25 protein-coding genes, 1 rRNA gene, 1 other RNA gene, 1 pseudogene, 1 riboswitch and 2 other annotated features are annotated in these 22716 nt (G+C 66.3%); of the genes and pseudogenes, 4 read left to right on the plus strand and 24 right to left on the minus strand.

The features are described 5' to 3' along the window. The 3 genes from ACY3GB_RS12690 to ACY3GB_RS12700 all read right to left on the minus strand — a co-directional run. The coding region (locus ACY3GB_RS12690; RefSeq protein ID WP_463089058.1) for a sulfite exporter TauE/SafE family protein at positions 1 to 398 on the minus strand (398 nt) is incomplete at its 3' end. Between the two features lie 30 nt (positions 399 to 428). Next, positions 429 to 1601, minus strand: a complete 1173-nt coding sequence (locus ACY3GB_RS12695) for an acyltransferase family protein (RefSeq protein WP_463089059.1) — start codon at positions 1599 to 1601, stop codon at positions 429 to 431. 58 nt (positions 1602 to 1659) lie between these two features. Next, positions 1660 to 2133 (minus strand): EVE domain-containing protein, encoded by a 474-nt coding sequence (locus tag ACY3GB_RS12700; RefSeq protein WP_463089060.1) that lies wholly within the window; start codon positions 2131 to 2133, stop codon positions 1660 to 1662. 122 nt (positions 2134 to 2255) lie between these two features. Between ACY3GB_RS12700 and ACY3GB_RS12705 the strand changes: the two genes are divergently transcribed. Further along, positions 2256 to 2420 (plus strand): hypothetical protein, encoded by a 165-nt coding sequence (locus ACY3GB_RS12705; protein ID WP_463089061.1) that lies wholly within the window; start codon positions 2256 to 2258, stop codon positions 2418 to 2420. Between the two features lie 119 nt (positions 2421 to 2539). Here ACY3GB_RS12705 and ACY3GB_RS12710 read toward each other — a convergent pair whose 3' ends face one another. From ACY3GB_RS12710 to ACY3GB_RS12745, 8 genes are all read right to left on the minus strand, one after another. Then, positions 2540 to 2866, minus strand: a complete 327-nt coding sequence (locus ACY3GB_RS12710; protein WP_463089062.1) for a DUF1294 domain-containing protein — start codon at positions 2864 to 2866, stop codon at positions 2540 to 2542. Then, positions 2863 to 3474, minus strand: coding sequence for a 5-formyltetrahydrofolate cyclo-ligase (locus ACY3GB_RS12715; protein WP_463089063.1), 612 nt, complete (start codon positions 3472 to 3474; stop codon positions 2863 to 2865). Before ACY3GB_RS12715 ends, ACY3GB_RS12710 begins: the two co-directional genes overlap by 4 nt. A gap of 9 nt (positions 3475 to 3483) precedes the next feature. Then, a non-coding RNA gene (ssrS, locus tag ACY3GB_RS12720) (6S RNA) lies at positions 3484 to 3667 on the minus strand. Between the two features lie 32 nt (positions 3668 to 3699). Continuing rightward, positions 3700 to 4011, minus strand: coding sequence for a cell division protein ZapA (locus ACY3GB_RS12725; RefSeq protein ID WP_231152848.1), 312 nt, complete (start codon positions 4009 to 4011; stop codon positions 3700 to 3702). Next, positions 4008 to 4217 (minus strand): hypothetical protein, encoded by a 210-nt coding sequence (locus ACY3GB_RS12730; RefSeq protein ID WP_011134052.1) that lies wholly within the window; start codon positions 4215 to 4217, stop codon positions 4008 to 4010. Before ACY3GB_RS12730 ends, ACY3GB_RS12725 begins: the two co-directional genes overlap by 4 nt. 21 nt (positions 4218 to 4238) lie before the next feature. After that, the gene (locus ACY3GB_RS12735; protein WP_463089064.1) at positions 4239 to 5114 is read right to left on the minus strand and encodes a cobalamin-binding protein; all 876 of its coding nucleotides are present in this window, start codon (positions 5112 to 5114) and stop codon (positions 4239 to 4241) included. After that, positions 5111 to 5638 (minus strand): bifunctional adenosylcobinamide kinase/adenosylcobinamide-phosphate guanylyltransferase, encoded by a 528-nt coding sequence (gene cobU / locus ACY3GB_RS12740; RefSeq protein WP_463089065.1) that lies wholly within the window; start codon positions 5636 to 5638, stop codon positions 5111 to 5113. The genes ACY3GB_RS12735 and cobU overlap by 4 nt, the downstream gene beginning before the upstream one ends. 10 nt (positions 5639 to 5648) lie before the next feature. Then, positions 5649 to 7514: a TonB-dependent receptor domain-containing protein gene (locus ACY3GB_RS12745; RefSeq protein ID WP_463089066.1), complete on the minus strand. Its 1866-nt coding sequence runs from the start codon at positions 7512 to 7514 to the stop codon at positions 5649 to 5651. Between the two features lie 126 nt (positions 7515 to 7640). Continuing rightward, a riboswitch (cobalamin riboswitch) is annotated at positions 7641 to 7848 on the minus strand. 121 nt (positions 7849 to 7969) lie between these two features. On the opposite strand from ACY3GB_RS12745, the gene cobT reads away from it, so the two are divergent. From cobT to cobS, 3 genes are read left to right on the plus strand one after another with little or no spacing between them, the layout of a single operon-like run. After that, on the plus strand, positions 7970 to 9004 hold the full coding sequence (gene cobT, locus ACY3GB_RS12750) for a nicotinate-nucleotide--dimethylbenzimidazole phosphoribosyltransferase (protein ID WP_463089067.1): 1035 nt from the start codon (positions 7970 to 7972) through the stop codon (positions 9002 to 9004). Then, positions 9001 to 9603 carry a histidine phosphatase family protein gene (locus tag ACY3GB_RS12755; RefSeq protein WP_463089068.1) on the plus strand — a complete coding sequence of 201 codons (603 nt, stop codon included), beginning with the start codon at positions 9001 to 9003 and terminating at the stop codon, positions 9601 to 9603. The genes cobT and ACY3GB_RS12755 overlap by 4 nt, the downstream gene beginning before the upstream one ends. After that, complete coding sequence (gene cobS / locus ACY3GB_RS12760) at positions 9591 to 10322, plus strand: adenosylcobinamide-GDP ribazoletransferase (protein ID WP_463089069.1); 732 nt, start codon at positions 9591 to 9593, stop codon at positions 10320 to 10322. The genes ACY3GB_RS12755 and cobS overlap by 13 nt, the downstream gene beginning before the upstream one ends. A 371-nt stretch (positions 10323 to 10693) precedes the next feature. On the opposite strand, the pseudogene ACY3GB_RS12765 reads toward cobS, so the two are convergent. The 13 genes and pseudogenes from ACY3GB_RS12765 to rrf all read right to left on the minus strand — a co-directional run. Then, positions 10694 to 10964 (minus strand): annotated as a pseudogene (locus tag ACY3GB_RS12765) (arginase family protein); the annotation flags it as partial. 22 nt (positions 10965 to 10986) lie between these two features. Continuing rightward, the gene (locus tag ACY3GB_RS12770; RefSeq protein WP_463089070.1) at positions 10987 to 11805 is read right to left on the minus strand and encodes a YoaK family protein; all 819 of its coding nucleotides are present in this window, start codon (positions 11803 to 11805) and stop codon (positions 10987 to 10989) included. Between the two features lie 108 nt (positions 11806 to 11913). Further along, positions 11914 to 12750: an SPOR domain-containing protein gene (locus tag ACY3GB_RS12775; protein ID WP_463089071.1), complete on the minus strand. Its 837-nt coding sequence runs from the start codon at positions 12748 to 12750 to the stop codon at positions 11914 to 11916. Continuing rightward, positions 12750 to 13463, minus strand: coding sequence for a type III pantothenate kinase (locus tag ACY3GB_RS12780; protein WP_463089072.1), 714 nt, complete (start codon positions 13461 to 13463; stop codon positions 12750 to 12752). The genes ACY3GB_RS12775 and ACY3GB_RS12780 overlap by 1 nt, the downstream gene beginning before the upstream one ends. Further along, entirely contained in the window at positions 13460 to 14425 is a 966-nt protein-coding gene (locus ACY3GB_RS12785) for a biotin--[acetyl-CoA-carboxylase] ligase (protein ID WP_463089073.1), read from the minus strand. The genes ACY3GB_RS12780 and ACY3GB_RS12785 overlap by 4 nt, the downstream gene beginning before the upstream one ends. Then, positions 14422 to 14922, minus strand: coding sequence for an adenylyltransferase/cytidyltransferase family protein (locus tag ACY3GB_RS12790; protein ID WP_463089074.1), 501 nt, complete (start codon positions 14920 to 14922; stop codon positions 14422 to 14424). Before ACY3GB_RS12790 ends, ACY3GB_RS12785 begins: the two co-directional genes overlap by 4 nt. A 118-nt stretch (positions 14923 to 15040) precedes the next feature. Beyond that, positions 15041 to 15598, minus strand: coding sequence for a GspH/FimT family pseudopilin (locus ACY3GB_RS12795; protein WP_463089075.1), 558 nt, complete (start codon positions 15596 to 15598; stop codon positions 15041 to 15043). A gap of 10 nt (positions 15599 to 15608) precedes the next feature. Next, positions 15609 to 16016, minus strand: a complete 408-nt coding sequence (locus ACY3GB_RS12800) for a type IV pilin protein (protein ID WP_463089076.1) — start codon at positions 16014 to 16016, stop codon at positions 15609 to 15611. Positions 16017 to 16042: 26 nt separating this feature from the next. After that, the gene (locus ACY3GB_RS12805; RefSeq protein ID WP_463089077.1) at positions 16043 to 19705 is read right to left on the minus strand and encodes a pilus assembly protein; all 3663 of its coding nucleotides are present in this window, start codon (positions 19703 to 19705) and stop codon (positions 16043 to 16045) included. Between the two features lie 7 nt (positions 19706 to 19712). Further along, positions 19713 to 20264, minus strand: a complete 552-nt coding sequence (locus ACY3GB_RS12810; protein ID WP_463089078.1) for a pilus assembly PilX family protein — start codon at positions 20262 to 20264, stop codon at positions 19713 to 19715. Continuing rightward, on the minus strand, positions 20261 to 21325 hold the full coding sequence (locus tag ACY3GB_RS12815) for a PilW family protein (RefSeq protein ID WP_463089079.1): 1065 nt from the start codon (positions 21323 to 21325) through the stop codon (positions 20261 to 20263). Before ACY3GB_RS12815 ends, ACY3GB_RS12810 begins: the two co-directional genes overlap by 4 nt. Further along, positions 21322 to 21801 carry a type IV pilus modification protein PilV gene (pilV, locus tag ACY3GB_RS12820; RefSeq protein WP_463089080.1) on the minus strand — a complete coding sequence of 160 codons (480 nt, stop codon included), beginning with the start codon at positions 21799 to 21801 and terminating at the stop codon, positions 21322 to 21324. The genes ACY3GB_RS12815 and pilV overlap by 4 nt, the downstream gene beginning before the upstream one ends. A gap of 222 nt (positions 21802 to 22023) precedes the next feature. Then, a 5S ribosomal RNA gene (gene rrf, locus ACY3GB_RS12825) occupies positions 22024 to 22138 on the minus strand. Positions 22139 to 22274: 136 nt separating this feature from the next. Then, positions 22275 to 22540 (minus strand) — a sequence feature (23S ribosomal RNA rRNA prediction is too short). Between the two features lie 19 nt (positions 22541 to 22559). Beyond that, positions 22560 to 22716 (minus strand) — a sequence feature (23S ribosomal RNA rRNA prediction is too short).

Below are 22716 nucleotides of genomic sequence, written 5' to 3' on the forward strand. Positions count from 1 at the left end.
CCCTTGGGCTGGCGTCCGACCAGCATCTGCAGCGCCACCGCGTAGGCGTAGACCACGAAGAACCAGCGCAGCACCAGCCCGGAAATCCAGCCGGCGATCAGGCTGCCCAAGAGCGTGCCCGCCACCATCGCCGGGGCCATGCCGCGCACGATGCGCCAGTCGACCGCGCCCTTCTTGTGGTGCGCGCGCACGCTGGACAGGCTGGTGAACACCATCACCGCCAGCGAGGTGCCCACCGCCAGGTGCTGGGCATGCGCGCCGCCCAGGTGCGCGGCCGACAGCACCGCCAGCACCGCCGGCACGATGACCAGGCCGCCGCCCACCCCCAGCAGGCCGGCCAGAAAACCGGCCACCGCACCGCAGGCCAGCAACGCGGCCCAAAGCTCAATCGACAACATGCCCGCCCCTTTTACCGATATCGGCTTCCATCATGCCAAAGAATCCCCCCGCTCCGCGCTTAAGCGCGCGCCATCCTCGCCGCGGCGGCCGAGCCAGCGCCGGCGGATCGCCCGGTTGCATGGCTCCGACCAATAGCGGGCGGCCAGATGCGCCAACAACGCCGACGCCGCCACAAACGCGCACAACAGCGGCAGGCGCTCCCAATAGCCGATGGCGGCGCGCGGCAGCAGATTGCGCAAGCCCGCCAGCACCACGATGTGCAGCAAGTACAACTCATAACTGTACCGCCCCAGCCAGCGCAGCGGACGCGTCGCCCGCTCGCGCCAGCCGTACAGCGCCGGCGCGCGCGCCGCGCCCAGCAAGAACATCGCGCTGGCCAGCGCCACCCAGCTAAAGCCGAACACCTGGTTGCCGGCGATGCCCCGCAGGTACACCCCGCCCAGCGCCAGCAAACCCAGCCAGCGCAGCAGGCGGGCCTGGCCGTCCGCCAGCCGGACTCGATGGGCGGCCAAGGCGGCCAGACAGCCGATGGCGATGGCGTCGAAACAGGCCAGGTAGCCGTACAGGTAATCGATCTCGTTGTCGGAGTGCGCCGCCCGGTAGAACGGCCCGGCGACGATCAGCAGCAGGCAAACCGCCGCCAGCAGCCAGGTCCGCCTCAGCGCGAGACACAGCAACGGCAGCGCCAGATAGAACACCTCCTCTACCGACAGCGACCAATAGACGTTCAGGCAATAGTTGAAGTAGCCCACCGACTGCATCAGCAGATTGTGCCAGAAGGTCAGCACCGAGCCGGCCGCCACCCAAAAGTACGAGGCCGGAAAATGGTGGCCGCCGTCGCTATTGCTGAAATGGGGCAGGCCCAGGCTGCCCAGCGCGACGATGAGCGCCAGCGTCGGCGCCAGCAAGGGCATGATGCGGGCGAAGCGCCGCACGTAAAAAGCGCGGATATCGATGGCCGGTAGGCTGCCCCAGCGCCGCAGCGACTGCGACACGATCAAAAAGCCGGACACGACGAAGAACATCGTCACGCCGTAATTGCCGTTGCGCGCGATCGCGCCCAGCAACGGGGCCGACAGCAGGCTGCCCAGCAGGCTGTCCTTGAGGCCGTAGGCCAGCATGAAGTGCAGCAGCAGCACGCAGCCGATGGCGATGCCGCGCAGGCAGTCTATGCGCGGATTGCGCGGTTCGATGGAAGACATGGCGCATCCCGGAATGGAAACGCCAAAATATTACACAGGAATATCCGCGCGCCAAGCGTCAACGCGGCTGGCCCGCGCCGAGCAAGTCCATCAGATACGCCCACTCCTCGGCCGTCACCGGCGTGATGGACAGGCGATTGCCGCGCTTGAGCACCGTCATGCCCTCCAGCAGCGGATGCTGGCGCAGTTCGGCCGGCGACAGCAGCCGCGTCTTCTCGACAAAGCGCACGTCCACGCATTGCCAGCGCGGATTGGCGGGGTCGGACTTGGGATCGTGGTAGGGGCTGGCCGGATCGAACTGGCTGGAGTCCGCATGCGCGGCGGCCGCCACTTCGGCGATGCCGGCGATGCCGGGCTCCGGGCAGGACGAGTGCCAAAACAGCAGCAGATCGCCGGGACGCATGTCGTCGCGCATGAAATTGCGCGCCTGGTAATTGCGCACGCCGGTCCATTCGAACAGCCGCGCGGGTTCGGCGGCCAGATGGTCGATCGAGGTTTCGTCCGGTTCGGACTTCATCAGCCAATAGCGCATGGGCAATATCTGTTAATCGCTGAGTGGATCGGGAAAGACTTGCTCAATCTTACTGGAAAGATTGCTTCGTATGCTGGCGGTAACGGGACAGGCAGGCTGTCCGGCATCGCGGGAGCGCGAAAATGAAACAATGGATTCTGGCCGTCGTGGCAATCAGCAGCCTGGCCGGCTGCGTGGTGGAGCCGCCGCGCGTCGCGGTGGCGCCGGTGGTGGTGCGACCCGCCGTGGTGGTGCCGGCCGCGCCGGTGTATTACTACGGCTACGGCCCTCGCTACGGCTGGCGCTAAGCGTGGCTGACAAACTCCTGATGCCGCGTTGCGCCGACTGGCCGCACTCAAGCACCGCCTGCGTCGGCGCGCCTTGCCTCAGGCGTGAAACTGATTTTTGTGAGCCGCGCCAAGCCTGTTCAGCGGCTTTTGATCCACAGCCAGCCCAGCGGCAAGGCCGCATTGGCCAAGGCGCCAAGCCAGTACAGCGCCAGGAAGGGCTGCTTGCGGGTCTTGTGGCGGAACGCGCGCTGCGCCAGCCAGGCGGCCGGCCAGCCGCCGGCCAGATGCAGCCATTGCAGCCTGGCTTCCGGAATGCGCCACTGGCCGCGCAGCGCCGCGCGCTTGTCCAGCCAATAGGCCAGCAGCGTGGGCGCGGCCATCACGGCATAAGGCAGCCACCACCACCAGGCCAGCCGGCCAAGCAGGCAGGCGGCGAGCAAGGGCAGCAATAGCAGCAGGATCATGCGCCAGCCTCCCTCAAGGGCAGACGGCGCAAGCCGGATTCGGTCAGCAGCCAATCCAGCCTCACGTCCCATGCCTCGCGGGGCACCGCGTCCACCAGCTGGCAGTCGAACGCCACGCCGACCAGCAGCGGCTTGCCGCTCAATGCATGCCGGCGGCGGAAGGCCAGCGTGCTGTCGTAGAAGCCGCCGCCCTGCCCCATCCGGTAGCCGTCCCGGTCCACGCCCAGCAAGGGCACGAACACCACGTCCAGCCGTTCGGCGCGCAGCCGCGGGCCGGCGTATTCCAGAATGCGGTAACGGGGATGCGGATACCAGCGGTCGGCGGCGCCCAGACGGGTGAACCACAAGCGGCGGCCGCGTTTGGGAATTTGCGGCAGATAGACTTCCGCGCCGCGCCATAGCGCCGCGTTCATCACTTCGGCCAGGTCAAGCTCGGAGCCGGCGGCGAGATAGCCGCCGACGCGCTTGCCTCGCCCCAGCAGACGGGAGGCGTGGCGGGCGATCGCGCGCGCGGCGGCGGCGCGGCAAGCCGGCGGCAGCGCGATGCGGGCGCGGCGAAGCTGGCGGCGCAGCGCCGTCTTGTCGATTGCTTGGGAAGATGGGGTCATCAAGGATGGGGACCCCCCGCGAGTGTCGTTCGGGCTAAATTCGCTTGTACCCTGTCTCCAGGAGGGGCCGCCTGCCAAACATTTCGGGCGCATTCACCAGGGAACGCGGCACGCCCATGTCTCACGCTGGCAGCCAAAAGCGAACGCATTGGTACAAAGGAATTGTGTGCCGTCACGAACACCGCAGGGGATAAACTGACCTTTGGTGCGCCAGCGCCGCTCGGCTTAAAACAGCGGCTGCTGGCTTTGGCTCAGCGCCTGGTCGGCTGCTTCGCTCATGCCGCGTATTTTACGCTGAAACGCCGCGATCTCCAAGCCTTCGCCCACTTTTGTCTTCAAGAGGTCGTGCGCGATGTTCAGCGCGGCCATGATGGCGATCTTGTCGGCGTCCATCACCTTGCCATGCTGCTGAATGGTGGAGATTTTGCCTTCCAGCAGGCGAACCGCCTCCAGCAGCGTTTCCTGCTCGCCCTGCGGCGTGCCGATGGTGAAGTGCCTGCCCAGCAGCTCGATGTCGACCTGAACCACGTCGCTCATTGCTCGTTCTCCGGCGCGGCGGGCAGGCGCGCCACCAAGGCCGCCACCCGACTGCGGGTTTCGTTAACGCGGAAGTTCAGCTCGGCGTTCTCCTTCAGCGCTTCGGACAGCGCCTCGGCGAACCGGCCGTTCTGGACTTCCAGTTCCCGGATGCGGGCGATCAGCGCCGCGACGCGGGATTCGAGGTATTCCAGTTCATTGTCCATGGCGGCGAGGATAACGGGCGGCTACTTGGGCGTCAAACCCAGCCGCTGCCGCGCTGTGTCCAGCCGGGCACACAGCTGGTCCGCGCCGTCCACCAGCCTCGGCCCGGGGATGGTGATGGCGTCGCCGGGCAGGGCCAGCAGCGCGCCGTTCGCCACCGCCGGCAGTGCCTGCCAGCGCTTCCACATCGCCAGCGTGGCGTCGTCTGCGGCCACGATGGCCTGCGGCTGCGCCGCCACCACGGCGGCGGTCGACACCTGCGGCGCCGGCAAAGGCAGATCGGCGAATACGTTCACGCCGCCGCAGACGCGGATCAGCGCGTCGATATAGCTTTTGCCGCTGACGGTGAAGATGGGCGTCTGGCTCAGCTGGTAGAACACCCGCACCGGCGCGCGGCCGCCGTAGCGCTGCCGCAGCGCCGCCAGCCGCTGGCGGTAGGCCGCGGCCGCCTGCGCCGCGGCGGCGTCGGTGCCGGCCAATTTGCCCAGCTTGACGATTTCCTGCGCGACGTCGTCCGGCTGCAGCGGATGGCTGATGAACACCGGCACCCCCATGCGCCGCAGCCGCTCCAGCTCGCGCGGCGTGCCGCCATCCTGCCAGGCCACCACCAGATCGGGCTTCTGCCGCAGCACCGCCTCCAGGCTGAAGCCGGTGAAGCCGCCGACGCGCGGCAGTTTCTTCGCCGCTTCCGGGTGGTCGCTGTAATCGACGGCGGCCACCACCTTGCCGCCGGCGCCGGCGGCGAACAGCAGCTCGGTGGCGTGCGGCACCAGGCTGACGATGCGCGCCGCCGGCTTGTCCAGCGCCACGGACTTGCCGGCGCCGTCCTGGACCTGGATCGCCGCCCCGGCGCGCGCCGCGCCCAGCAGCAGGCACAAGCCAAACAGCGCCCGCCTCATGCCGCCTCCCCCTTCAACGCCAGCGGCAGGCCGCAGGCCACCAGCGTCACCCGGCCGCAATGCGACGCCGCCAGCTGGTTGAGCCGGCCCAATTCGTCGACGAAGCGGCGGGTTTCGGCATCGCCCGCCACCACGCCCCAGCCCACCTCGTTGCTCACCAGCAGCACCTCGCCGCTCGCCGCGTCCAGCGCCGCCAGCAGCGCGTCGCGCTCCGCCTCGTATGCCGACGCGTCGAATCCGGCCTCGCCGAAGAAGCGCATCAGCCACATGCCCAGGCAGTCGATCAACAACAAACCATCCGGCGCGTCGTGGGCGGCGATGATGGCCGCCAGGCCGCGGCCGGCCTCCGCCACGCCCCAATGCGCCGGCCGCTGCGCGCGGTGAAGCGCCACCCGGCGCGCGAACTCGGCGTCGCGCACCTCGGCGGTGGCGAGATAACACACCGGTCCGCCATGACGGCGGGCCAGGTCTTCGGCATGGCGGCTCTTGCCGCTGCGGGCGCCGCCGGTGATCAGGTGGGGCATGGCTTGTCCCTTATTGGCTGTAACGCACGCCGATGAAGGCGCCCAGGCCGCCGGTGTTGTAGCCGTAAGCGGTTTCGTATTCGCGGTCGAACAGGTTATCGACGCGGGCGGTCGCGGTCCAGCTCTTGGCGAAGCGGTAGTTGGCGAAGGCGTTGGTCACGCCGTAACCGTGCAGCGCTTTGGACTCGGTATTCGTCGGATCGTCGTATCTGCGGGATACGATCTGCTGTTCCGCGCCCAGCGTCCACTTGCCCAGCTCTTTGCTCGCAGTGAAATTGGCGCTCTGGCGCGGACGGCGCTCCAGCCTATGGCCAGTGCCGTCATCGCGAGCGTCCAGCAGCGTAAGATTGGCGCCCAGATCGATTCCCGCCGCCACTGTAGCGCCTTCCAACGTCAAGCCACGGATGGTTGCGCGGCTGACATTTATCCGAGTATCAATACCATCCGCAGTGGTAGTGGAAGCGATCAAATCGCTAACTTGGTTATGGAACGCAGTCAAACTGAAACGACTAGCATTCTTGCTATAAACCAGTGCCAGCTCACTATTGAGCGAGCTTTCCGGTTTCAAATTCGGATTGCTCCGATAGTGGTAGTTGTCCTCGGGCATATCGGTAGGCGGATAGTACAAATCATTAAACGTGGGCGCTTTATAAGCCGTGCCATAGCCTACCCGAGCCAACCAGCCATCAGCGAATCGATAGCCGTAATCCAGCTTGCCGGTGGTCTTGCCGCCGAACTGGTCGTCATGATCGCGACGCAGGCTGGCCTGGAACAGACTCTTTCCCTTCTCAAGCTGGTATGTGGCGAATCCCGCGTACTGGGTGCGCGTGTTCTTGGTGAATAGATCGCTGCTGTCCACCTTCTGGTCGTTATGAGTCGCACCCAGCACGAAATTGCCCCAGGCGGTGGTCAAGTCATTCTGCCATGTCCACTCGTTCTGGGTCGTTTGATACAGGCTGTTTCGCTGCCCACCAGCCATGTCGCTGAACGTTTCCTGCTTATCCTGGCTGTGGCTGAACCGCAGCGTGCTGGTCCAGAGATCGGTAAAACGATTACGCGACTCTAGACTCTGCCCAGTCAGGCGGGTATCGATCCAGTCTTGTCCAACCAGATTTTGATCGAAATCGGCCCGGGCAAAAGTCTGGAACAAGCGCAACGTCAGATCATGCCCAGGCGCCAGGGTCTGGGTCACGTTGGCGGCGTAGCCATCATTACGATAGCCATCTTTATCCGGGTTGTATCCAAACTCATTCTTCGAATTCTTCGCCGAGAAACCATTGGATTGGGCATGGCTCAACTGCAGGCTATAAGCGGTATCGCCGCTCTTGCCGTCCACGCCAGCCGTCAGCTTGCCGGTGCCGCGGCTGCCGGCCTCGAAACCGGCGTTGAAGCGCGGCTCGCCCTCGCCCTTGCGGGTGAAGATCTGGATCACGCCGCCGATGGCGTCGGCGCCATACAGGCTGGACGCCGGGCCACGCAGGATTTCGATGCGCTCGATCTGTTCCAGCGGAATGTTCTGGATCGCCGTGGTGCCGGTCGTCGCCGACGAAATGCGCATGCCATCCACCAACACCACCGTGTGGTTGGAATTGCTGCCGCGCATGAAAATGCTGCTGCTAGTGCCTGGACCGCCGTTGCCGGCGATGGTCACCGCCGCCTGGCGCGACAACACCTGCTGCAGCGTCTGCGCGCCGCTTTCTTCGATTTCGTCGCGGGTGATCACGGTGGCGTCGGCCAGCGTTTTCGACAGCGGCTGCGCGATGCGGCTCGCCGTCACGACCACCGGATCGCCGACGAACTGGGGAACGCCGTCGGCCAGGGCCAGGCTGGAACAGGCCAGCGCCGTCAGCGCGGCGCAGATTTGAAGCTTGAACATGAAAACACACTCACGATAAGGTCAACGTTGAGTGCGAAGAGGACAACAGCAGCAAAGGACGGCACGGCAGAACCGGAACGCCTGTCGAATCGCCTCCCCGCGATACTCCAGTGGCCCACCGGCTTCCGGCCAGTGGCAGCGCAGGCCGGTCTCCGGGCTGGGCCTTGCCGGCGGCGCGCCTTCCCGTCCCGAGGACAGTGGCCTTTGCGCCGCCTGGGCGCATGCGCGCCAGGCCTTACCGTTGCGGGGGCAGCGCCGGTTTCGCACCGGCTTCCCGTTTCATCCGGGCGCGCAAGACCGCGCGCCTCCGGACACCTGCTGATCGGCGGATTATAACCCGCCGGACTTTTGGCGGCACCGGCCAAGCAGTAATATGCTTAGAGTCCAGCCGACGCCGCGCGCCGGTTCCCATTCATCATTCGGACCCCCGTCCGCTCCCGCAGCAGGCCCACACCATGAACAGCAGCAAACCCCTGGATCTTTCCGCCCGCAACGCCGCCCGCGCCCGTCAGGCCATTCTGACCAAGCCGCCCGGCAGCCTGGGACAACTGGAGGAACTGGCCTGCCGCTTCGCCGCCTGGCAGGGCCGCGCCCAGCCGGAAGACCTGCGGCCGGCCATCACCGTGTTCGCCGCCGACCACGGCGTCACGGTGGAAGGCGTGTCCGCCTTCCCGTCGGCGGTCACCACCGAGATGGTGCGCAATTTCGCCAATGGCGGCGCGGCCATCTGCGTGCTGGCGCGCGCGCTGGACGCGCAGCTGGAAGTGGTGGATGTGGGCGTGGCCGGCGATGTCTCCGCGCTGCCCATCGTCCACGCCAAGGTGAGGCCCGGCAGCCAGAACCTGGCCAAACAGGCCGCGATGAGCGCCGCCGAGACCGAGGCCGCGCTGGAGGCAGGCCGCGCCGCCGCCCGCCGTGCGGTGGAGGCCGGCGCCAACCTGCTGATCGCCGGCGACATGGGCATAGGCAACACCACCGCGTCGGCGGCGCTGATCTGCCGGCTGACCGGCGCGGCGCCTGAGCTGGTGGTCGGCCGCGGCACCGGCGTCGACGACGCCGGCCTGGCCAACAAGCATCGCGCGGTGAAGACCGCGCTGGCCCGGGTGGCCTGGGAAAACCTCAGCGGCCTGGACACGCTGTCCGAGCTGGGCGGCCTGGAAATCGCCGCGATCGCCGGCTTTTACCTGGAAGGCGCGCGGCTGGGCGTGCCGTCGCTGGTGGACGGCTTCATCGCCAGTGCCGCTGCGCTGTGCGCCAAGACGATGGAGCCCTCGCTGCACGACTGGCTGCTGGCCAGCCACCGCTCGGCCGAATCCGGCCACGATCTGGCGCTGAAAGCCTTGCAACTGTCCCCTCTGGTGGACCTGGGCATGCGCCTGGGCGAAGGCTCCGGCGCCGCCGTGTGCGTGCCGCTGCTGCAACTGTCGGTGAAGCTGCACAACGGCATGGCCACCTTCGCGGAAGCCGGCATCAGCGGCAAATCGGCATGAACCCTTACACGCTGACCCTGCTGCGCCACGGCGACATCGATCACGACGGCCGGCTGATCGGCCTGACCGACCTGCCGCTGACCGAGCTGGGGCACCAGCAGCTGGAACATAGCTGGAAACGCATCAGCAACCTGGCGCCGGTCACCTGCATCGCCACCTCGCCGCTGCAGCGCTGCCGCGAGTTCTCGGTCAGGCAGGCGCTGTCCGGCTCGCTGACGCTGAAGGTGGACCCGCGCTTCGCCGAGATGGATTTCGGCGGCTGGGACGGCCAGCCGGTGGCCGATCTGGAACAGGCCCACCCCGGCTGGGGCGACGCGCTGGCCGCCGGCCGGCTCAGCCCGCCCGGCGGCGAAACCTTCGAGCAGTTCCGCACCCGGGTGCTGGCCGGCCTGGCCGACTGGATGACCGAAGCCCGCGGCAGCCACCGGCTGCTGGTGACCCACGGCGGCGTGATCACGGTGCTGATGGCGGAGCTGCTGGGCGCCGACTTCTCGGTGGCCAAGCTGATGACGGTGCAACGCGGCGGCTTCGTCCAGCTGTCGATGCTGGAGGGCCACCCGGCCTACCTGCTGCGCCTGGAGTCCGCATGCGCGGACTGATCCTGGCAGTGCAGTTCCTGACCCGGCTGCCCACCCCGCAGCTGGCGGATTTCAAACCCGAATGGCTGGCCGCCAGCGCGCGCTGGTTTCCCGCCGTCGGGGTCATCGTCGGCGCGCTGCTGCTGGCCGCGCTGCGGCTGGGCGGCCTGGTCGATCCCTGGCTGGCGGCGCTGCTGGCGCTGCTGGCCTGGGTGATGGTGACCGGCGGCCTGCATCTGGACGGCCTGGCCGACCTCTCCGACGCGCTGGGCGCGGCCCATCGCTCGCGCGAGCGCTTCTTCGAAGTGCTGAAAGACCCGCATCTGGGCAGCTTCGGCGCGCTCTCGCTGATCCTGGCCGTCGCCGCCAAGCTGGTGCTGCTGATGCTGGCCGCCCGCCACGGCGGCCCGGCCTGGGGCCTGCTGCTGGTCCCGGCCTGGGCGCGCGGCTTCGCCGTCGCCTGGTCGGCCACGCTGCCGGCCATCGCGCCGGGCAGCGGCGAGCGCTTCGCCTGGCGGCGCGACTGGGCCGGCATGGGCCTGAACCTGGCCGCGCTGCTGGCGCTGTCCGCCTGGCTGGCCCCGGCGCTGCTGCTGGCCCCGCTAGCCGGCCTGGCCTGGTGCGCCTTCCTGAAGCGCCGCCTGGGGGGCATGACCGGCGACTGCCTGGGCGCGGGCGTGGAGCTTTGCGAGATCGCGATGCTGGGCTTGTTGCTGTGGCGGGTACCGGGGTGGGTTTGATCTGTTCCGAATCAGCTAAGCGACATGAGAATTGACCAAAACAGATTTGAGCCTGCTGCGCAGACATTAATTTCATGGCGGGGCTGCCCGCCAAACAGACCAAGGGGCTGCGCTGCCAGCCCCTTGGCAAATCCAGGCCGCCCCTACGGCCCGAGAAACCCCGGGAAAATAGTTTGAAGCTAGGCGCCGCCGATCAAAAAAACGGCGGCTCAACTTCCCCTGGCCTCAAACGGTTTTGCCGGCACGGGCCAAAGGGGATATTGGCGGTTACCAACCGGTCCTGCACTCTCACCCATCTTTTTTCACCCCAACAAAAAATGCCGCCCGCCGGGACTCCAGCGCGACGGCATTTTCTTAAAACGGCGAACCGCTTACAGCGTGCCCGCCACCTTCTTGTTGCGCATCAGGCACAGCATGTCACAGGCGGTGCGGCGGCGGCCCGCGCGGTGGTCTCGCTCTGGTCGTGGCTCGGCGCCACTTCCAGCACATCCATGCCGACGATGTTCAGATCGCCCAGATTGCGGATGATCTTCAGCGCCTGCGCGGTGGCGGGGCCGCCCGGCACCGGGGTGCCGCGGATGGGTCCAGACAGTCGATGTCGAAGGTCACGTGGACCGGCGCGTCGCCAATGGTCTTCTTGAGCGCGACACCACCGGCCGCGGCGTCAGGACGCGGAACGTCCGCCCTGCGCGGCGGCCCACGCGCGCCGCGACGCCCAGCGGCCGCGCCACCAGCGCCAGCGCAGTCGGACGTCGTACCAGGCGGGCCTGAGGCCCAGCAGGAACAGGAACAGCGCCAAGGGCAGCGTAAAGCCGAAACCGAGGTGTTTGAAACCCAGCGCCCCCACCACGCCGCCCAGGAAGAATGCCAGCAGGATCAGCGCGTAAACGCGGAATTTCTTGCGGTTGGAACGGATGGCCGCCACGCGCGGGCTTTCCTGGCGGTTGAAATAACTCATCTTGGCCAGCTCTATGCCCAGATCGGTGGCGATGCCGGTCATGTGGGTGCTGCGCAACAGGCCGCCGGACAGCTTGGTGACGATGGTGTTGTGCATGCCCATGATGAAGCACAGCAGCATCACAGTGGGCGGCGTGAACAAGCCCTTGTGCAGCGACAAGCCGGCGCCCAAGAGGCCGAACACCAGCAACAGCAGCGCTTCCTCCATCATCGACACGCCGTAGCCGCCGCGCAGCCGCTGCCGCCGCGCCCACAAAATCAGCCAGGTGCTGTGCATGGCCCCGCCGATGAAGCAGCACAGCATCACCAGCAGCGACATCGCCACGCGGATTTCGCCGGTGGCCCAGGCGTCGGCCATGCCGGACACGACGCCGGACACGTGCGAGGTGTAGCGGTGCACCGCCAGGAAGCCGCCGGCGTTGATCGCGCCGGCGATGAAGGCCATCGCCCAGCCGAGCTGGCGCAATATCCTGTCGTTGAAGCGGCCGCGGTCCAGCAGCCGGGTGATATGGATGTGTCGGGTCATGGCAAGCCTGGCAAGCAAAACGGCGGCCTGTCGCCGCCGTTGTCGATATTGCGCCGCAGCATGCCCGCTTGGCAAGCCGCTGGATCAAGCTTTGGCCACAGCCTCCGCTCAGCAGCCCTTGAGCGCGATGCCGGGCGTCAGCCGCTTCTGCAACGCCCTCAGGCGCTCGGCCTGCGCCGCGTCCAGGTCCTTGAAGGTCAGCGCGGTGATCTTGGCCGGCTGATCCTTGGACTTGACCACCGCCTTATCGTAGCCGGCCGCCTTCAGCCGCGCCACCAGCGTCTTGGCCGCGTCCTCCTTGCCGAACAGGCCCAGCGACAGATTGCCCTTGAATTCGTCGTTGCTGACGATGTAGTTGTCGAAGCCCTTGTCCTTCATCTCAGCCGACAAGGTCTTGGTTTCGGACTGGGTGGCCAGCGGCGGGTAGTAGACCCAGAAGCGGCCGGAGCCTTTGCTCTCTTCCTTGCTGTCTTCCAGCATCTGGCCGGATTTCAGCTTCAATTGCGGCACGCCGCCCTTCACCCGCGCCAGCAGGCTGTCGTTGAGGCCGCTCCAGCGATAGCAGGCCAGGGCCTCGGGCTGCTTGTCCTGGGTTTTCTTGTCTGGGGCCGCCGTTGCCTGCCTGGCCTTGTCCTGCGGCTTGTCGGCAACCTTGGCCGCGGGCTTGGAGGCTTCCGGCTTGGCCGCGGCTTTGGCCTGGGACTTGGCCGCGCTGGCCGCGGGCTTGGTCTCGTGCAGCGGCTGCGCCGCGGGCGCGGAGGCCGCCGGCGCGCTGGCCTGGGCCTTGGGAGCGGACGCGTCCGGCTTCCAGTTGGCCGGCAGCAGCTTCACCTGCCCGGGACTGACCTCTTGGGCGTGCACGTCCAGCGGCGGCCGCTGCTTCAGCGAGCCGTACATCGCCACCACCAGATTCAGCACCACCACCAGCGCCACTAGCCACTTCATCACGTATTCGCCACCTTGAGTAAACCCATCAGCACCAGATTATCCACGATCTGCAACGGCGCCGCGAGCCAGGGCGCGATGCGCGCGGCGTCGCCGCCGGTGAGGATCACCGTGGCCGGCGCGCGGCCGGTGCGCGCCGCCAGCCTGCGCCGCTGCTCCTCGATGGCGCCGGTCAGGGCCGCCATCGCGCCGCTGGCCAGCGCGTCCTGCGTGCCCTGCGGAAAATCTGCGATCTCGCCGGCGGCGCGGTTCAGATTGGCCGTGCCCTGGGCCAGACTGTGCAGCATCAGGCCGTGGCCAGGCAGGATCAGGCCGCCCAGATAGTCGCCCTCGGCGGTCAGCGCCTCCACCGTCAGCGCGGTGCCGGCGCAGGCGACGATGACGTCGCCGCGGCACAGCTCGCGCGCGGCCAGCACCGCCAGCCAGCGGTCGGCGCCCTGCTCGGCGGTGTTGCGATAATGGTTACACACGTCGCCGAAACGGCGTTCCGCGTGCACGCGGTGCAATGGGCAAGGCACGGCGGCGGCCAGCGCGTCGATCACTTCCCGCCGCGCCACCGACGACAGCCAGGCGCCCTCGAGCGGCAGGCCGCGCCAAGCCTCGGCCAGGCCGGCCAGTTCGCCGTGCTCCGCCGCGCCCTGGCGCACGCAGTCCTCGCCTTGGTACAAGGCCCATTTCACCCGGCTGTTGCCGGCGTCTATCAATAGTTTCACTGGCGCCCCCTGAGGCTGACTTCGCCGATATGGAAGGCTCTGACTCCCTGCGCCGTTTCCGTCAGCAGCGCGCCGTTGTCGGCCACGCCGCAGGCGACGCCGTCGATCGGCTCGCCATGCGAGAAGTTCAGCCTGACCGGCGCCTGCCGATGGGCGCACAGGCTCCACCACTCGTCGCGCAGCGGCGCGAAGCCCTCGCGGTCGAAATCGGCCAGCACCCGTTCCAGCTCGCCCAGCAAGGCGGCCAGCACCCGGTTGCGATCCGGCGCCACGCCGGCCTGCTCCAGCGCGGCCACCGGCTGGTCGACCTCGCCCGGATCGGCGACGTTCAAGCCGATGCCGATCACCGCCGCCGCCGGACCCAGCGCGTCGCCGGATACCTCGATCAGGATGCCGGCCAGCTTGCGGCCATCCAGCAGCACATCGTTCGGCCACTTCAGCGCCACCGGCGCGCCCAGCGTCCGCAACGCGCGCGCCAGCGCGACGCCCACCGCCAGCGACAGGCCGGCCAGCTCGGCCAGGCCGCGCTCGAAACGCCACAGCAGCGAGAAGGTCAGGCCCGATCCCAGCCTGGCCTGCCAGCGCCGTCCCAGCCGGCCGCGGCCGGCGGTCTGCTGCTCGCAGGCCAGCACCAGGCCGTGCAGGCCGCCGTTGCCGGCGCGCGCCATCAGTTGGCTGTTGGTGGAATCGGTGCGCTCGGCCACCGCCAGCGTGAAAGTCTCGGCCGCGGCCGGCGGCAGGCCGGCGCGGACCGCGGCCACGTCCAGCCAGTCGAAAGGACGCGCCAGCCGGTAACCTTGGCCGCGCACGCTGAATACGTCCAGGCCCAGTTCGGACTCGATCGCATGCACCGCCTGCCACACCAGCGTGCGCGAACAGCCCAGCGCCTGGGCGATGTCCTCGCCGGAGTGGAAGCGGCCGTCGGACAGGCGGCGCAGCACCGCGAACGCGTGCTCGCTCACGCCTTGCCCTCGTTCGCGCGGATTTTAAGCAGCGTCTTGGTGGTGGAGGTGTCGAACAGAAAAGGAATGGAGTGCACCTGGCCGCCGCGCGCCAGCGTTTCGCCGCTGCCGACGATCTTGTCCACGGTCCAGTCGCCGCCCTTGACCAGCACGTCGGGCTTGATCAGTTCGATCAGATCGGCCGGGGTGTCGGCGTCGAACCAGGTGACCAGGCTGACGCTCTCCAGCGCCGCCATCACCGCGGCGCGGTTCAGCTCATTGTTGATCGGACGATCGTCGCCCTTGCCCTGCCGCTTCACCGAAGCGTCGGTATTCAAGCCCAGCACCAGGCTGGCGCCCAGCGCGCGCGCCTGCGCCAAGTAGGTGACGTGGCCTCGATGCAGGATGTCGAAGCAGCCGTTGGTGAACACCAGCGGCCGCGGCAGCGCGGCCAGACGCTCGGCCAGCTGTTCCGGCGGGCAGATTTTGTCTTCAAACGACGGCGACGGGTAAACCATGCTTTTCCTTGAGCGGACGCCGACGCGGCACATCATGCCGAGACCGCCGCGGCGCCATGAAACGGAACGGATCGCGAAGCATACCACCGTCGCCGACGGCTGCCCAACTCCGGCCGCCTCAGGGACAGGTGAGCGTGACGCCCGCCAGCGTGATGCCGGCCTTGCTGGCCTGCTGGATGTAGCCGGTGGTCTGCAGATTGAACGACAGCGCATAGCCGGCGCCCCGGCTGTCGCACAAGCGAAAATCGCCGGTCTGCGCCGCCGCGACATAGGGCGGGCGGGGATTGAAGCTGATGCTGGGAATGGCCGCGCCGGCGGAAGTGGCGGCATTGATGGTGGGCGAGGAGCCGGCGGTCAGCGGCTGGGCCTGCACCCTGGTGGAACTGGCGCTGCCCTGCGGCAATTCGAAAATCGCCCAGCCGGCGCTCCAGCTGGCGCCGCAGCTGGAGGCGGAGCTGGCGTTGTAGGGACAGAGGGTCACCACATCGTCGTTGCTGATCGACAATGCCCGCGCCTGGTTCATCGCGCCGATCAGCTGGTCGCGCGTGCTGTTCAGCCTCTCGTTCTGAACGAACGCCTGCCAGGCCGGCAGGGCCACGGTCACCATCAGCACCGCCACCGCGATGGTCACCATCATTTCCACCAGCGTGAAGCCCCTTCCCGCACGCAGTCTCATCCCCAGCGCCTCAATGCGGCCAGCAGGTGTTGGAGGAATCCGCGCCTTGCGCATTCAACGCGCTGCGGATGCCGCCATTGCCCACGCTGAAGCTGCTGCAGGTGGTATCGGCGGTCTGCAGGCCCGGACTGGTCGGCGTAGCCGTCAGCGTGTAGGCGCTGGCGCTGGTGGACGAGGCGATCTGCACTTGGTAATAGCCGCTGGGAGACGCCGTAGTCACCGTGCAGGCAGCGTTGTTGTAGGCGAAATACTGCGAATAGCACTGTTCCATTTGCGCCTGCGCCGTATTCAACGCCTGCCAGGCGTCGCTGCGCCGCGATCGCTGCGCATAGCTGGTATACATCGGATAGGCGATGGTTCCCAGGATGGCGACGATCGCCAGGGTGATCATCAGTTCGACCAGCGTGAGGCCGCGCATGCGCCCTCTCCGCTCCAGGGGCTGGTTTAAAGGATTTGCCACCATCCGCTCCAGGAATAATATTGCTGCGACGGGCTGCTGCTGGTGCAGTTGAGCTTGCCGTTGGCGCAGTTGTTGCGGCTGTTGCCGTTGCCGCCGCCCACCAGGATGCTGGCGGAGTAGCCGCCCTGGTTGGAAACCACGAAAGCCGGGGACGAGGCGAAGAAACTGCCCAGCTGCACGCCCGACAATGGTTGTTGATTGTAGACATCGCTGCCATTGACCACCCCATCGCCGTTGGCGTCCAGGAAAGGCTGGGCCGGGGGGCCGCCGGTCGCGTAGCTGGACGCCATCAGGAACGAACTGCCGCCCGCAGTGCAGGGCGAGGACGACGGCGTGAAGGTGGTGTACACCACATTGCCGGCGAAAAGCTGCGGATTGGTCAGCACGCGGGCGCCGCTGCCGGCGAAGCCCAGCGTGTAATACCAGCCGTACAGCGTCGGGCAGGTTCTGCCCACCACGCAGCTGAGCGGCGGATTGGGGCTCTGCCAGTTGTATTGCGTGGACGAGACCGTGGTGCTGGGGAAGCCGGATACCGACGTGGCGACCGCGGTCTCGGTCTGCTGCAGCAAGTTGGACGGCGCCAGGCCGGTGATGGTCATATTGTCGTAGACCGCGTAAAAGGCCTGGGTATTGGTGTTGGTCAGATCTGCCTGGGCCAGCAACTGGCCGGTGCCGAAATACACCATCATGCCCTTCTGCTTGGGGAAGTTGGGATTCAGCGTCGCCACCGGCGCCGCCGTGATCGGCTGATGGTTGCCGCTGCTGTCGGCTGCGGTGAACAGCAGCCGCGCCGACCAGTTGGCCGGATTCGAGCTGGACACGTTGATCGCCCACAGATTGCCCTGCAGATCGCCGGCGTAGACGGTGTCCACCGCCGCGCCGGCGTTGCCGCTGCTATTGACCGCCACCACTTCGGACAGTCCCTGCGGCGCGTTGCTGTTGCAGGCGGCCGGCACGGAAGTGCACAGGTCTATCTTGGCCAGCGTGGCCCCAGTCTGCGGATTGACCGCGTAGAAGATCGCATGGTTGCCGCTGCTGGCGTAGCCGTTGCCGAACAACACCGCGAAGGCGTTGGTCGCGCCGTTCAGGCGGGCGACCGTCGGCCGGCCGTAGGAATAGCCCATGCCGCTATCGCTGAATTCCCATAGCGCGGCGTTGGCCAGCGCCGTTTCCGTGGTCAGCGTGGAGGGCGAGGTGACGTCGAGCGCGTAGATGGTCTTGCCCCCGCCCCCCAGCCCGCCCACCAGCACCGAATGCCAGCTGTTGTCGGAGAACATCACGTCCCCCGCCTGGGGCGAGCCGTCGACGAAATAGAGGTGATTGTTGTTGTACGAGGCGCTGGTCAGCTGGTACAGATTGGCGAACACGCCATTGGGCACGAAGGCGAAGGCCTCGTTGCCGGTATTGGCGTTGAAGGCGTGCACCATCCCGTCGTTGGCGCCGACGTAGAGCATCGGCGTGCGGCTGGCGTTGTTGCTGATGAAGGTCTGGTAGCTGGTATCGATATAAGGGCCATTCGGCTTGGCGACATAGGCCGGCCCGCTGTCGATAATGTCGCCCAGCAAGTGGCTGCGGTTGCGGAATCCGCCGCCGTTGCGCACCTCCTGGGAAGTATCGCCGCGCAGGTAGTTGACGCGAAGGCTGCCCTTGGTATCCGACGGCTGCAATTGCGATTGCTGCGTGCTGTTGATCCCGGTCACGCCGGTGGCCGGCCAGCGGAACGGCACGCCCTTATTGCTGACCCCGTCCCAGGCGGCGATCAGCCGGGTATTCTGCCAGCCGCTGCCGCTGGCGAGCGTGTCGACCTGGGTTTGCGCGCTCCAGCTGGCCGACGTGCTGACGTTCAAACCGCGGCTGCTGCCGAGCGTGTAGCCCGAAAGGTCGCCGGTCCAGTCGCTGTACGGAGTGTCGCTAGGGTTGAAGCTGGCCAGGAAAGCCTGGGTGTTGGTGCTAAGGGTGGTGCTGTTCAACGCCACCGAAGCCTGGTCGTAGCTGCCCTTCTGGATTTGCACCAGAATCGCGCCCAGCGCGTTGCTGAAGGCGGTCGGGCTGACCGCGGGGTAGTAGGAGCCGGTGTTGCCCGCCACCGCCATCGCGGTCAGCGTCTGCGCCGCCGTCGGATTGGTCCCGGGCTCCACGCCCGCGCCCAGGCCGATCACATAGGTCTTGATGCCCGCGGCGGCCAGGGTCTGGATCTGGCTGATGGCATCGAGCAGGGCCTGGCTGTTGGTTCCGCTGGCATTGAGCGAGCCATCGGCGTTGAAACTGGCGGTCACGCCGTAGCCGGCGGCCGCGGCGCTGCCGACCGGAGGCCAGAAATAGCCGCTCTTGTCCTGGGTGGGCAAGCCATCGGTGATCAGCACCACATACTTCTGCGGCGCGCAGCCGCTGCTGGACGACGTGCTGGTGAAACTCGTCTGCGCTGTCTTCAGCAATGCGTAAATGGGCGACTGTCCCGCCGCCGACTTGATCTCCGTCGTGCTGGTGGAGTTGGTCTCCGGCTGCAAGAACGGCGAGAAGCTGTTATACGCGCTGGTGATCTGGCTCGACGACGGGCTGCCCAGATTGGTCATCGCCACATTGGTGGCGGCGGCGCTGTACGACTGCGAGCCGCCATAACCCCAGCCGCGCTGCGCGTACAACACCTGCGGTGTGAACGGCACGTAGCCTGCGTTGGTCGGGGAGGTGCCCCAACCGGAGAAGCCTCCCGGCGCCATCAAGCTGTACGACACGGTTATTGAACCTGTCTTGTAGCTGCTCAGCGAGAAGTAGCTGTAGGGATTGCTGGGACTGACCGTGCCATAGGTCATGAACACCGGGTTCAGGGCCGAGCTGTACAACACGTCGTTGATGTTGGCGTCGTCGCTGGTGGCTGCCACCGTCATGTATTGCGCGCCGTTCACGGTGGCGCCGCTTAGCCCCAGCCCCATCGCGACGGACGCGCAGTTGCTTTTTACCGTCGAGAGCAGGGCGCCGAGCGACAGGTACCCGTAGCAAGGGTTGAGAACGGTATCGGTGGTACTGGTCGCCGCAGGCGTGCTGGTGAAGCCGAACCCGCCCGGCGGCGACATGTAGTACACCCAGGTGGTATACAGCGAAGTGCTGCTCATCTGATAAGACAACAGTGCGAAGTCGGTGGTGGCGAGGTAGGTGTTCAGTATCGACAGGATGCCGGCCTTGGCCACATTGAGCCGCGACGGACTGTTGTCGGCCAGTTGGCCGCCCGACAAGGTCGAGGTGTAGGGTTGCAAGCTCCCGACGGCGCCGCCGGAAATAGGCGGCGTGAAGTTGGCCGGCACCGGGTAGTTGATCGGCGAAGCGGAACCCGTCAGCCCATTGACCGCGCCGGAACCGGTCAACAAGGCGCCGCCTCGGCCGGTATAGGTGGTGGAGAAGCCGTTGCTGCAGTTGGCGCCGCTGTTGCCGGTGCCGTTGCAATAGGTGATGGTGCTGCCGTCCATCGACTCGGAATTGGTCACCGCGATCACCACTTGCGGCCGCGCCGGCGTGCTGATGGTCAGCGGCACCTGGGAAATCGCCAATGTCGCGGTTGAACCCGCGCCCCGCACCCATAGCGCCGTCAGCGTCAACCCGGCCAGCAGCGCGATGCCGCCGGCGATACGCGTCAAGGTTGTCCGGTTCGCCATGTCCGCCTCACTGGGTGAAGATCGCCTGCACCACCACGGGGCTGGCGCCGCTGCTGGTCGCCACCCGGGCGGTGACCCGATAGTTGTTGCTGCCTGCCTGCAGGCCATAAATGCCGCGATTGCCGCAACTGACGCCGGCGCGGCACGAGGCTGGCATGCTTTCCACCACGTAGCTGCTGACGATGCCGGAAACCGCCGGCGTGCCCGCGTAGCCGCTTATCGTCTTGGTGTTGTCGCTCCAGAACGACGCGGTATACAGATTCTGCTGCCAGATCGGCGTCGCGCTGGCATTGAACTGGTAATAACCGTTGTTGCCGGAAACGGTGAAGCTCTGACTGGCGAAATTGCCCTGCAGCATCGAGGCATAGGCTTGGCGCAACGTGCCTTCCGCCAGCTGCAGATTATTCTGATACAAGGCATTGTTGCTGGCCATATGCAGTTCGCCCAAAGACTGGCTGCTGCCCGCCAGACCCAGAATCATGATCACCAGCATGAAAATCAGCGCGACGATCAGCACCACGCCCTTCTGCCCCGCCGGATAGGTTCGCAAGCTCGTCATAGTCCGGCATTCCTCAGGGACACGGTCATCGTATACACATGGCGCAGCCGGGTATCGCAAGGCACCACCACCGTGTTGCCCAATACCGTCCAACTGGTCTGATTCGCGCAGCCCGAGCGCCCGCCCGCCCGCGCCGAACCCAGCGGCCCTTCCAGCAAGGCCGCGATCCTCAGGCTGTTGACCTGCGTCCAATTGCTGACCTGTGATGCGGGCAGATACTGCGTGGTCACGCCTGGCGCGCTGCCGACGCCGTACCACACCTGCAAGGCATCCACGCCGGGCACCACCGGCGTCAACTGCCAGCTGGCGGCGGTGCCGTCATACACCGCCTGATACAACGCGCTCTGCGCGCCTGTCGCCTGCGCGACGAAATAGGCGGTTTGCGACAAAGGCACCGCTACCGAACCCACCGGAAAATCCGCATCCAAAGCCTGCTTCAGATTGATCACGCTGCCGCCGCTGGCGCTGCTGACGCTATTGACTTGCAGAATCGACGAGTGGCCGCAATTGGATACCGCCAACAGATTGTTAGCCACCACCCCGGAAGCCGCCAGCGTGGTCAGCGCGGTGCTTCCGGCCGAGGCATAAGTATTGACCCACACCGGCGTCGTGCCATTGGTCTGCCCGGCGAAAACCAGCACATCGCTGCCCTGCGCCACCTTTCCTTGCAAACTGCTATCCAGCGTCGGCGACCAGTCGGTCAATGTGCTGTCGTTGTTGCCGTTGAGCGCAGTCAACGTCAGCGTCGACGAGGCCAGCGTCGCGTCATAGCCGATGACCGGCGAGTTGAAGTTGCTCAACAGGCCATTTGCCGCCACCAGCGCGTTGGAAGTGGTGGCGCCGGAACAGCCAAAAAAGCCGGCAGAGCGCGCCGTCTGCGAAATCACGCTGGACAAGGTCGCGCCGGCGTTCTGCAACATGCCCTGGCCGGCATTGGTAGAATAATCCTTGCGTCCCCCCACCATGATGCCGATCAGCGCCGTCAGCAACAGCAAACCGATGGTGATCGCCACCATCAGTTCAATCAGGGAAAATCCAGACTGCGCTCGCCAGGCTTTCACATGATGGTCCTCACCGTCACGGTCTGCTGGCTGCCGCCGCTCACCGCATTGCCATCCGTCCACCAGATCTGCACCACGCGCTCGGTACTGCCGCCGTTTGTCGGCTGATAAACGCTGCCGGTGCCGCCGGGCAGGTTGTTCTGCAGATCGCTCAACCACTGATACTTGTCGTAAGTGGCCATCGTCGCCGCGCTGCACGCGGATGTGACGCAATTGCTTTGCAGAGAGGACGGCGCGGTGCCAGACGCCACATCGTAGCTGCCGGCGCCGACCTGGGCCGAATTCGCCCGCATCCGGTCAACCATATCGTAAGCGTATTGGGTGGCCATCTGCCGCAGATACGCGGAGCCGCTGGCGCGCTCCGCATTCAGGATCACGGCGATGGCCGCCAGCACGCCCATCGCCAGCACCAGCAGCGCGATCAGCACCTCCAGCATGGTGAAACCCGCAGCCCGCCGCCCCGGCCCCCTTCGCATCCCCGCCTCCATTGCCCCGCTGTCATTTCCAGCATAGCCGCGCGGAGATGACACATGACGCGGCCTCCGACAAAAGGATGGATGCCGGCGATGGACGGCAGGCTAGCTTGAAAGCCGGAAACAGCTAAGCCCCGCCGGTCACCGGTCGGGGCTGGGGGGCGCGTTTCGCGCGCGCAATGCAAAAACCCCAGCTCGTCTGAGCTGGGGTTCTGCGTATGGGGCGTCTGGCGGTGTCCTACTTTCACATGGCGAATGCCACACTATCATCGGCGCTAAGGCGTTTCACGGTCCTGTTCGGGATGGGAAGGCGTGGGACCACCTCGCTAAGGCCACCAGACATAAACTGGCACAAACTTGAAGAAGCCTGGGCTGGTATTCAACCAGCCCGCATATATTCGGTATTTGATGTACGTCGCACATCCACTCTCGTCACTTAGCCTCGCTAAGCCACTCAAATGATAGGATCAAGCCTCACGAGCAATTAGTATCGGTTAGCTTCACGCCTCACAGCGCTTCCACACCCGACCTATCAACGTCCTGGTCTCGAACGACTCTTCAGGGAGGTCAAGCCTCCAGGGAAGTCTCATCTTCAGGCAAGTTTCCCGCTTAGATGCTTTCAGCGGTTATCTCTTCCGAACTTAGCTACCCGGCTATGCCACTGGCGTGACAACCGGTACACCAGAGGTTCGTCCACTCCGGTCCTCTCGTACTAGGAGCAGCCCCCGTCAAACTTCCAACGCCCACTGCAGATAGGGACCAAACTGTCTCACGACGTTTTGAACCCAGCTCACGTACCACTTTAAATGGCGAACAGCCATACCCTTGGGACCGGCTACAGCCCCAGGATGTGATGAGCCGACATCGAGGTGCCAAACACCGCCGTCGATGTGAACTCTTGGGCGGTATCAGCCTGTT

It is taken from the genome of Chromobacterium sp. Ag138 (genome assembly GCF_055181315.1).

Bases quoted from the DNA above. Each gene is read 5' to 3' on its own strand.
- ACY3GB_RS12695 (WP_463089059.1), bottom strand. From the start codon at position 1,601: ATGTCTTCCATCGAACCGCGCAATCCGCGCATAGACTGCCTGCGCGGC.
- ACY3GB_RS12700 (WP_463089060.1), bottom strand. From the start codon at position 2,133: ATGCGCTATTGGCTGATGAAGTCCGAACCGGACGAAACCTCGATCGAC.
- ACY3GB_RS12705 (WP_463089061.1), top strand. From the start codon at position 2,256: ATGAAACAATGGATTCTGGCCGTCGTGGCAATCAGCAGCCTGGCCGGC.
- ACY3GB_RS12710 (WP_463089062.1), bottom strand. From the start codon at position 2,866: ATGATCCTGCTGCTATTGCTGCCCTTGCTCGCCGCCTGCCTGCTTGGC.
- ACY3GB_RS12715 (WP_463089063.1), bottom strand. From the start codon at position 3,474: ATGACCCCATCTTCCCAAGCAATCGACAAGACGGCGCTGCGCCGCCAG.
- ACY3GB_RS12725 (WP_231152848.1), bottom strand. From the start codon at position 4,011: ATGAGCGACGTGGTTCAGGTCGACATCGAGCTGCTGGGCAGGCACTTC.
- ACY3GB_RS12730 (WP_011134052.1), bottom strand. From the start codon at position 4,217: ATGGACAATGAACTGGAATACCTCGAATCCCGCGTCGCGGCGCTGATC.
- ACY3GB_RS12735 (WP_463089064.1), bottom strand. From the start codon at position 5,114: ATGAGGCGGGCGCTGTTTGGCTTGTGCCTGCTGCTGGGCGCGGCGCGC.
- cobU (WP_463089065.1), bottom strand. From the start codon at position 5,638: ATGCCCCACCTGATCACCGGCGGCGCCCGCAGCGGCAAGAGCCGCCAT.
- ACY3GB_RS12745 (WP_463089066.1), bottom strand. From the start codon at position 7,514: ATGTTCAAGCTTCAAATCTGCGCCGCGCTGACGGCGCTGGCCTGTTCC.
- cobT (WP_463089067.1), top strand. From the start codon at position 7,970: ATGAACAGCAGCAAACCCCTGGATCTTTCCGCCCGCAACGCCGCCCGC.
- ACY3GB_RS12755 (WP_463089068.1), top strand. From the start codon at position 9,001: ATGAACCCTTACACGCTGACCCTGCTGCGCCACGGCGACATCGATCAC.
- cobS (WP_463089069.1), top strand. From the start codon at position 9,591: ATGCGCGGACTGATCCTGGCAGTGCAGTTCCTGACCCGGCTGCCCACC.
- ACY3GB_RS12770 (WP_463089070.1), bottom strand. From the start codon at position 11,805: ATGACCCGACACATCCATATCACCCGGCTGCTGGACCGCGGCCGCTTC.
- ACY3GB_RS12775 (WP_463089071.1), bottom strand. From the start codon at position 12,750: ATGAAGTGGCTAGTGGCGCTGGTGGTGGTGCTGAATCTGGTGGTGGCG.
- ACY3GB_RS12790 (WP_463089074.1), bottom strand. From the start codon at position 14,922: ATGGTTTACCCGTCGCCGTCGTTTGAAGACAAAATCTGCCCGCCGGAA.
- ACY3GB_RS12795 (WP_463089075.1), bottom strand. From the start codon at position 15,598: ATGAGACTGCGTGCGGGAAGGGGCTTCACGCTGGTGGAAATGATGGTG.
- ACY3GB_RS12800 (WP_463089076.1), bottom strand. From the start codon at position 16,016: ATGCGCGGCCTCACGCTGGTCGAACTGATGATCACCCTGGCGATCGTC.
- ACY3GB_RS12805 (WP_463089077.1), bottom strand. From the start codon at position 19,705: ATGGCGAACCGGACAACCTTGACGCGTATCGCCGGCGGCATCGCGCTG.
- ACY3GB_RS12810 (WP_463089078.1), bottom strand. From the start codon at position 20,264: ATGACGAGCTTGCGAACCTATCCGGCGGGGCAGAAGGGCGTGGTGCTG.
- pilV (WP_463089080.1), bottom strand. From the start codon at position 21,801: ATGCGAAGGGGGCCGGGGCGGCGGGCTGCGGGTTTCACCATGCTGGAG.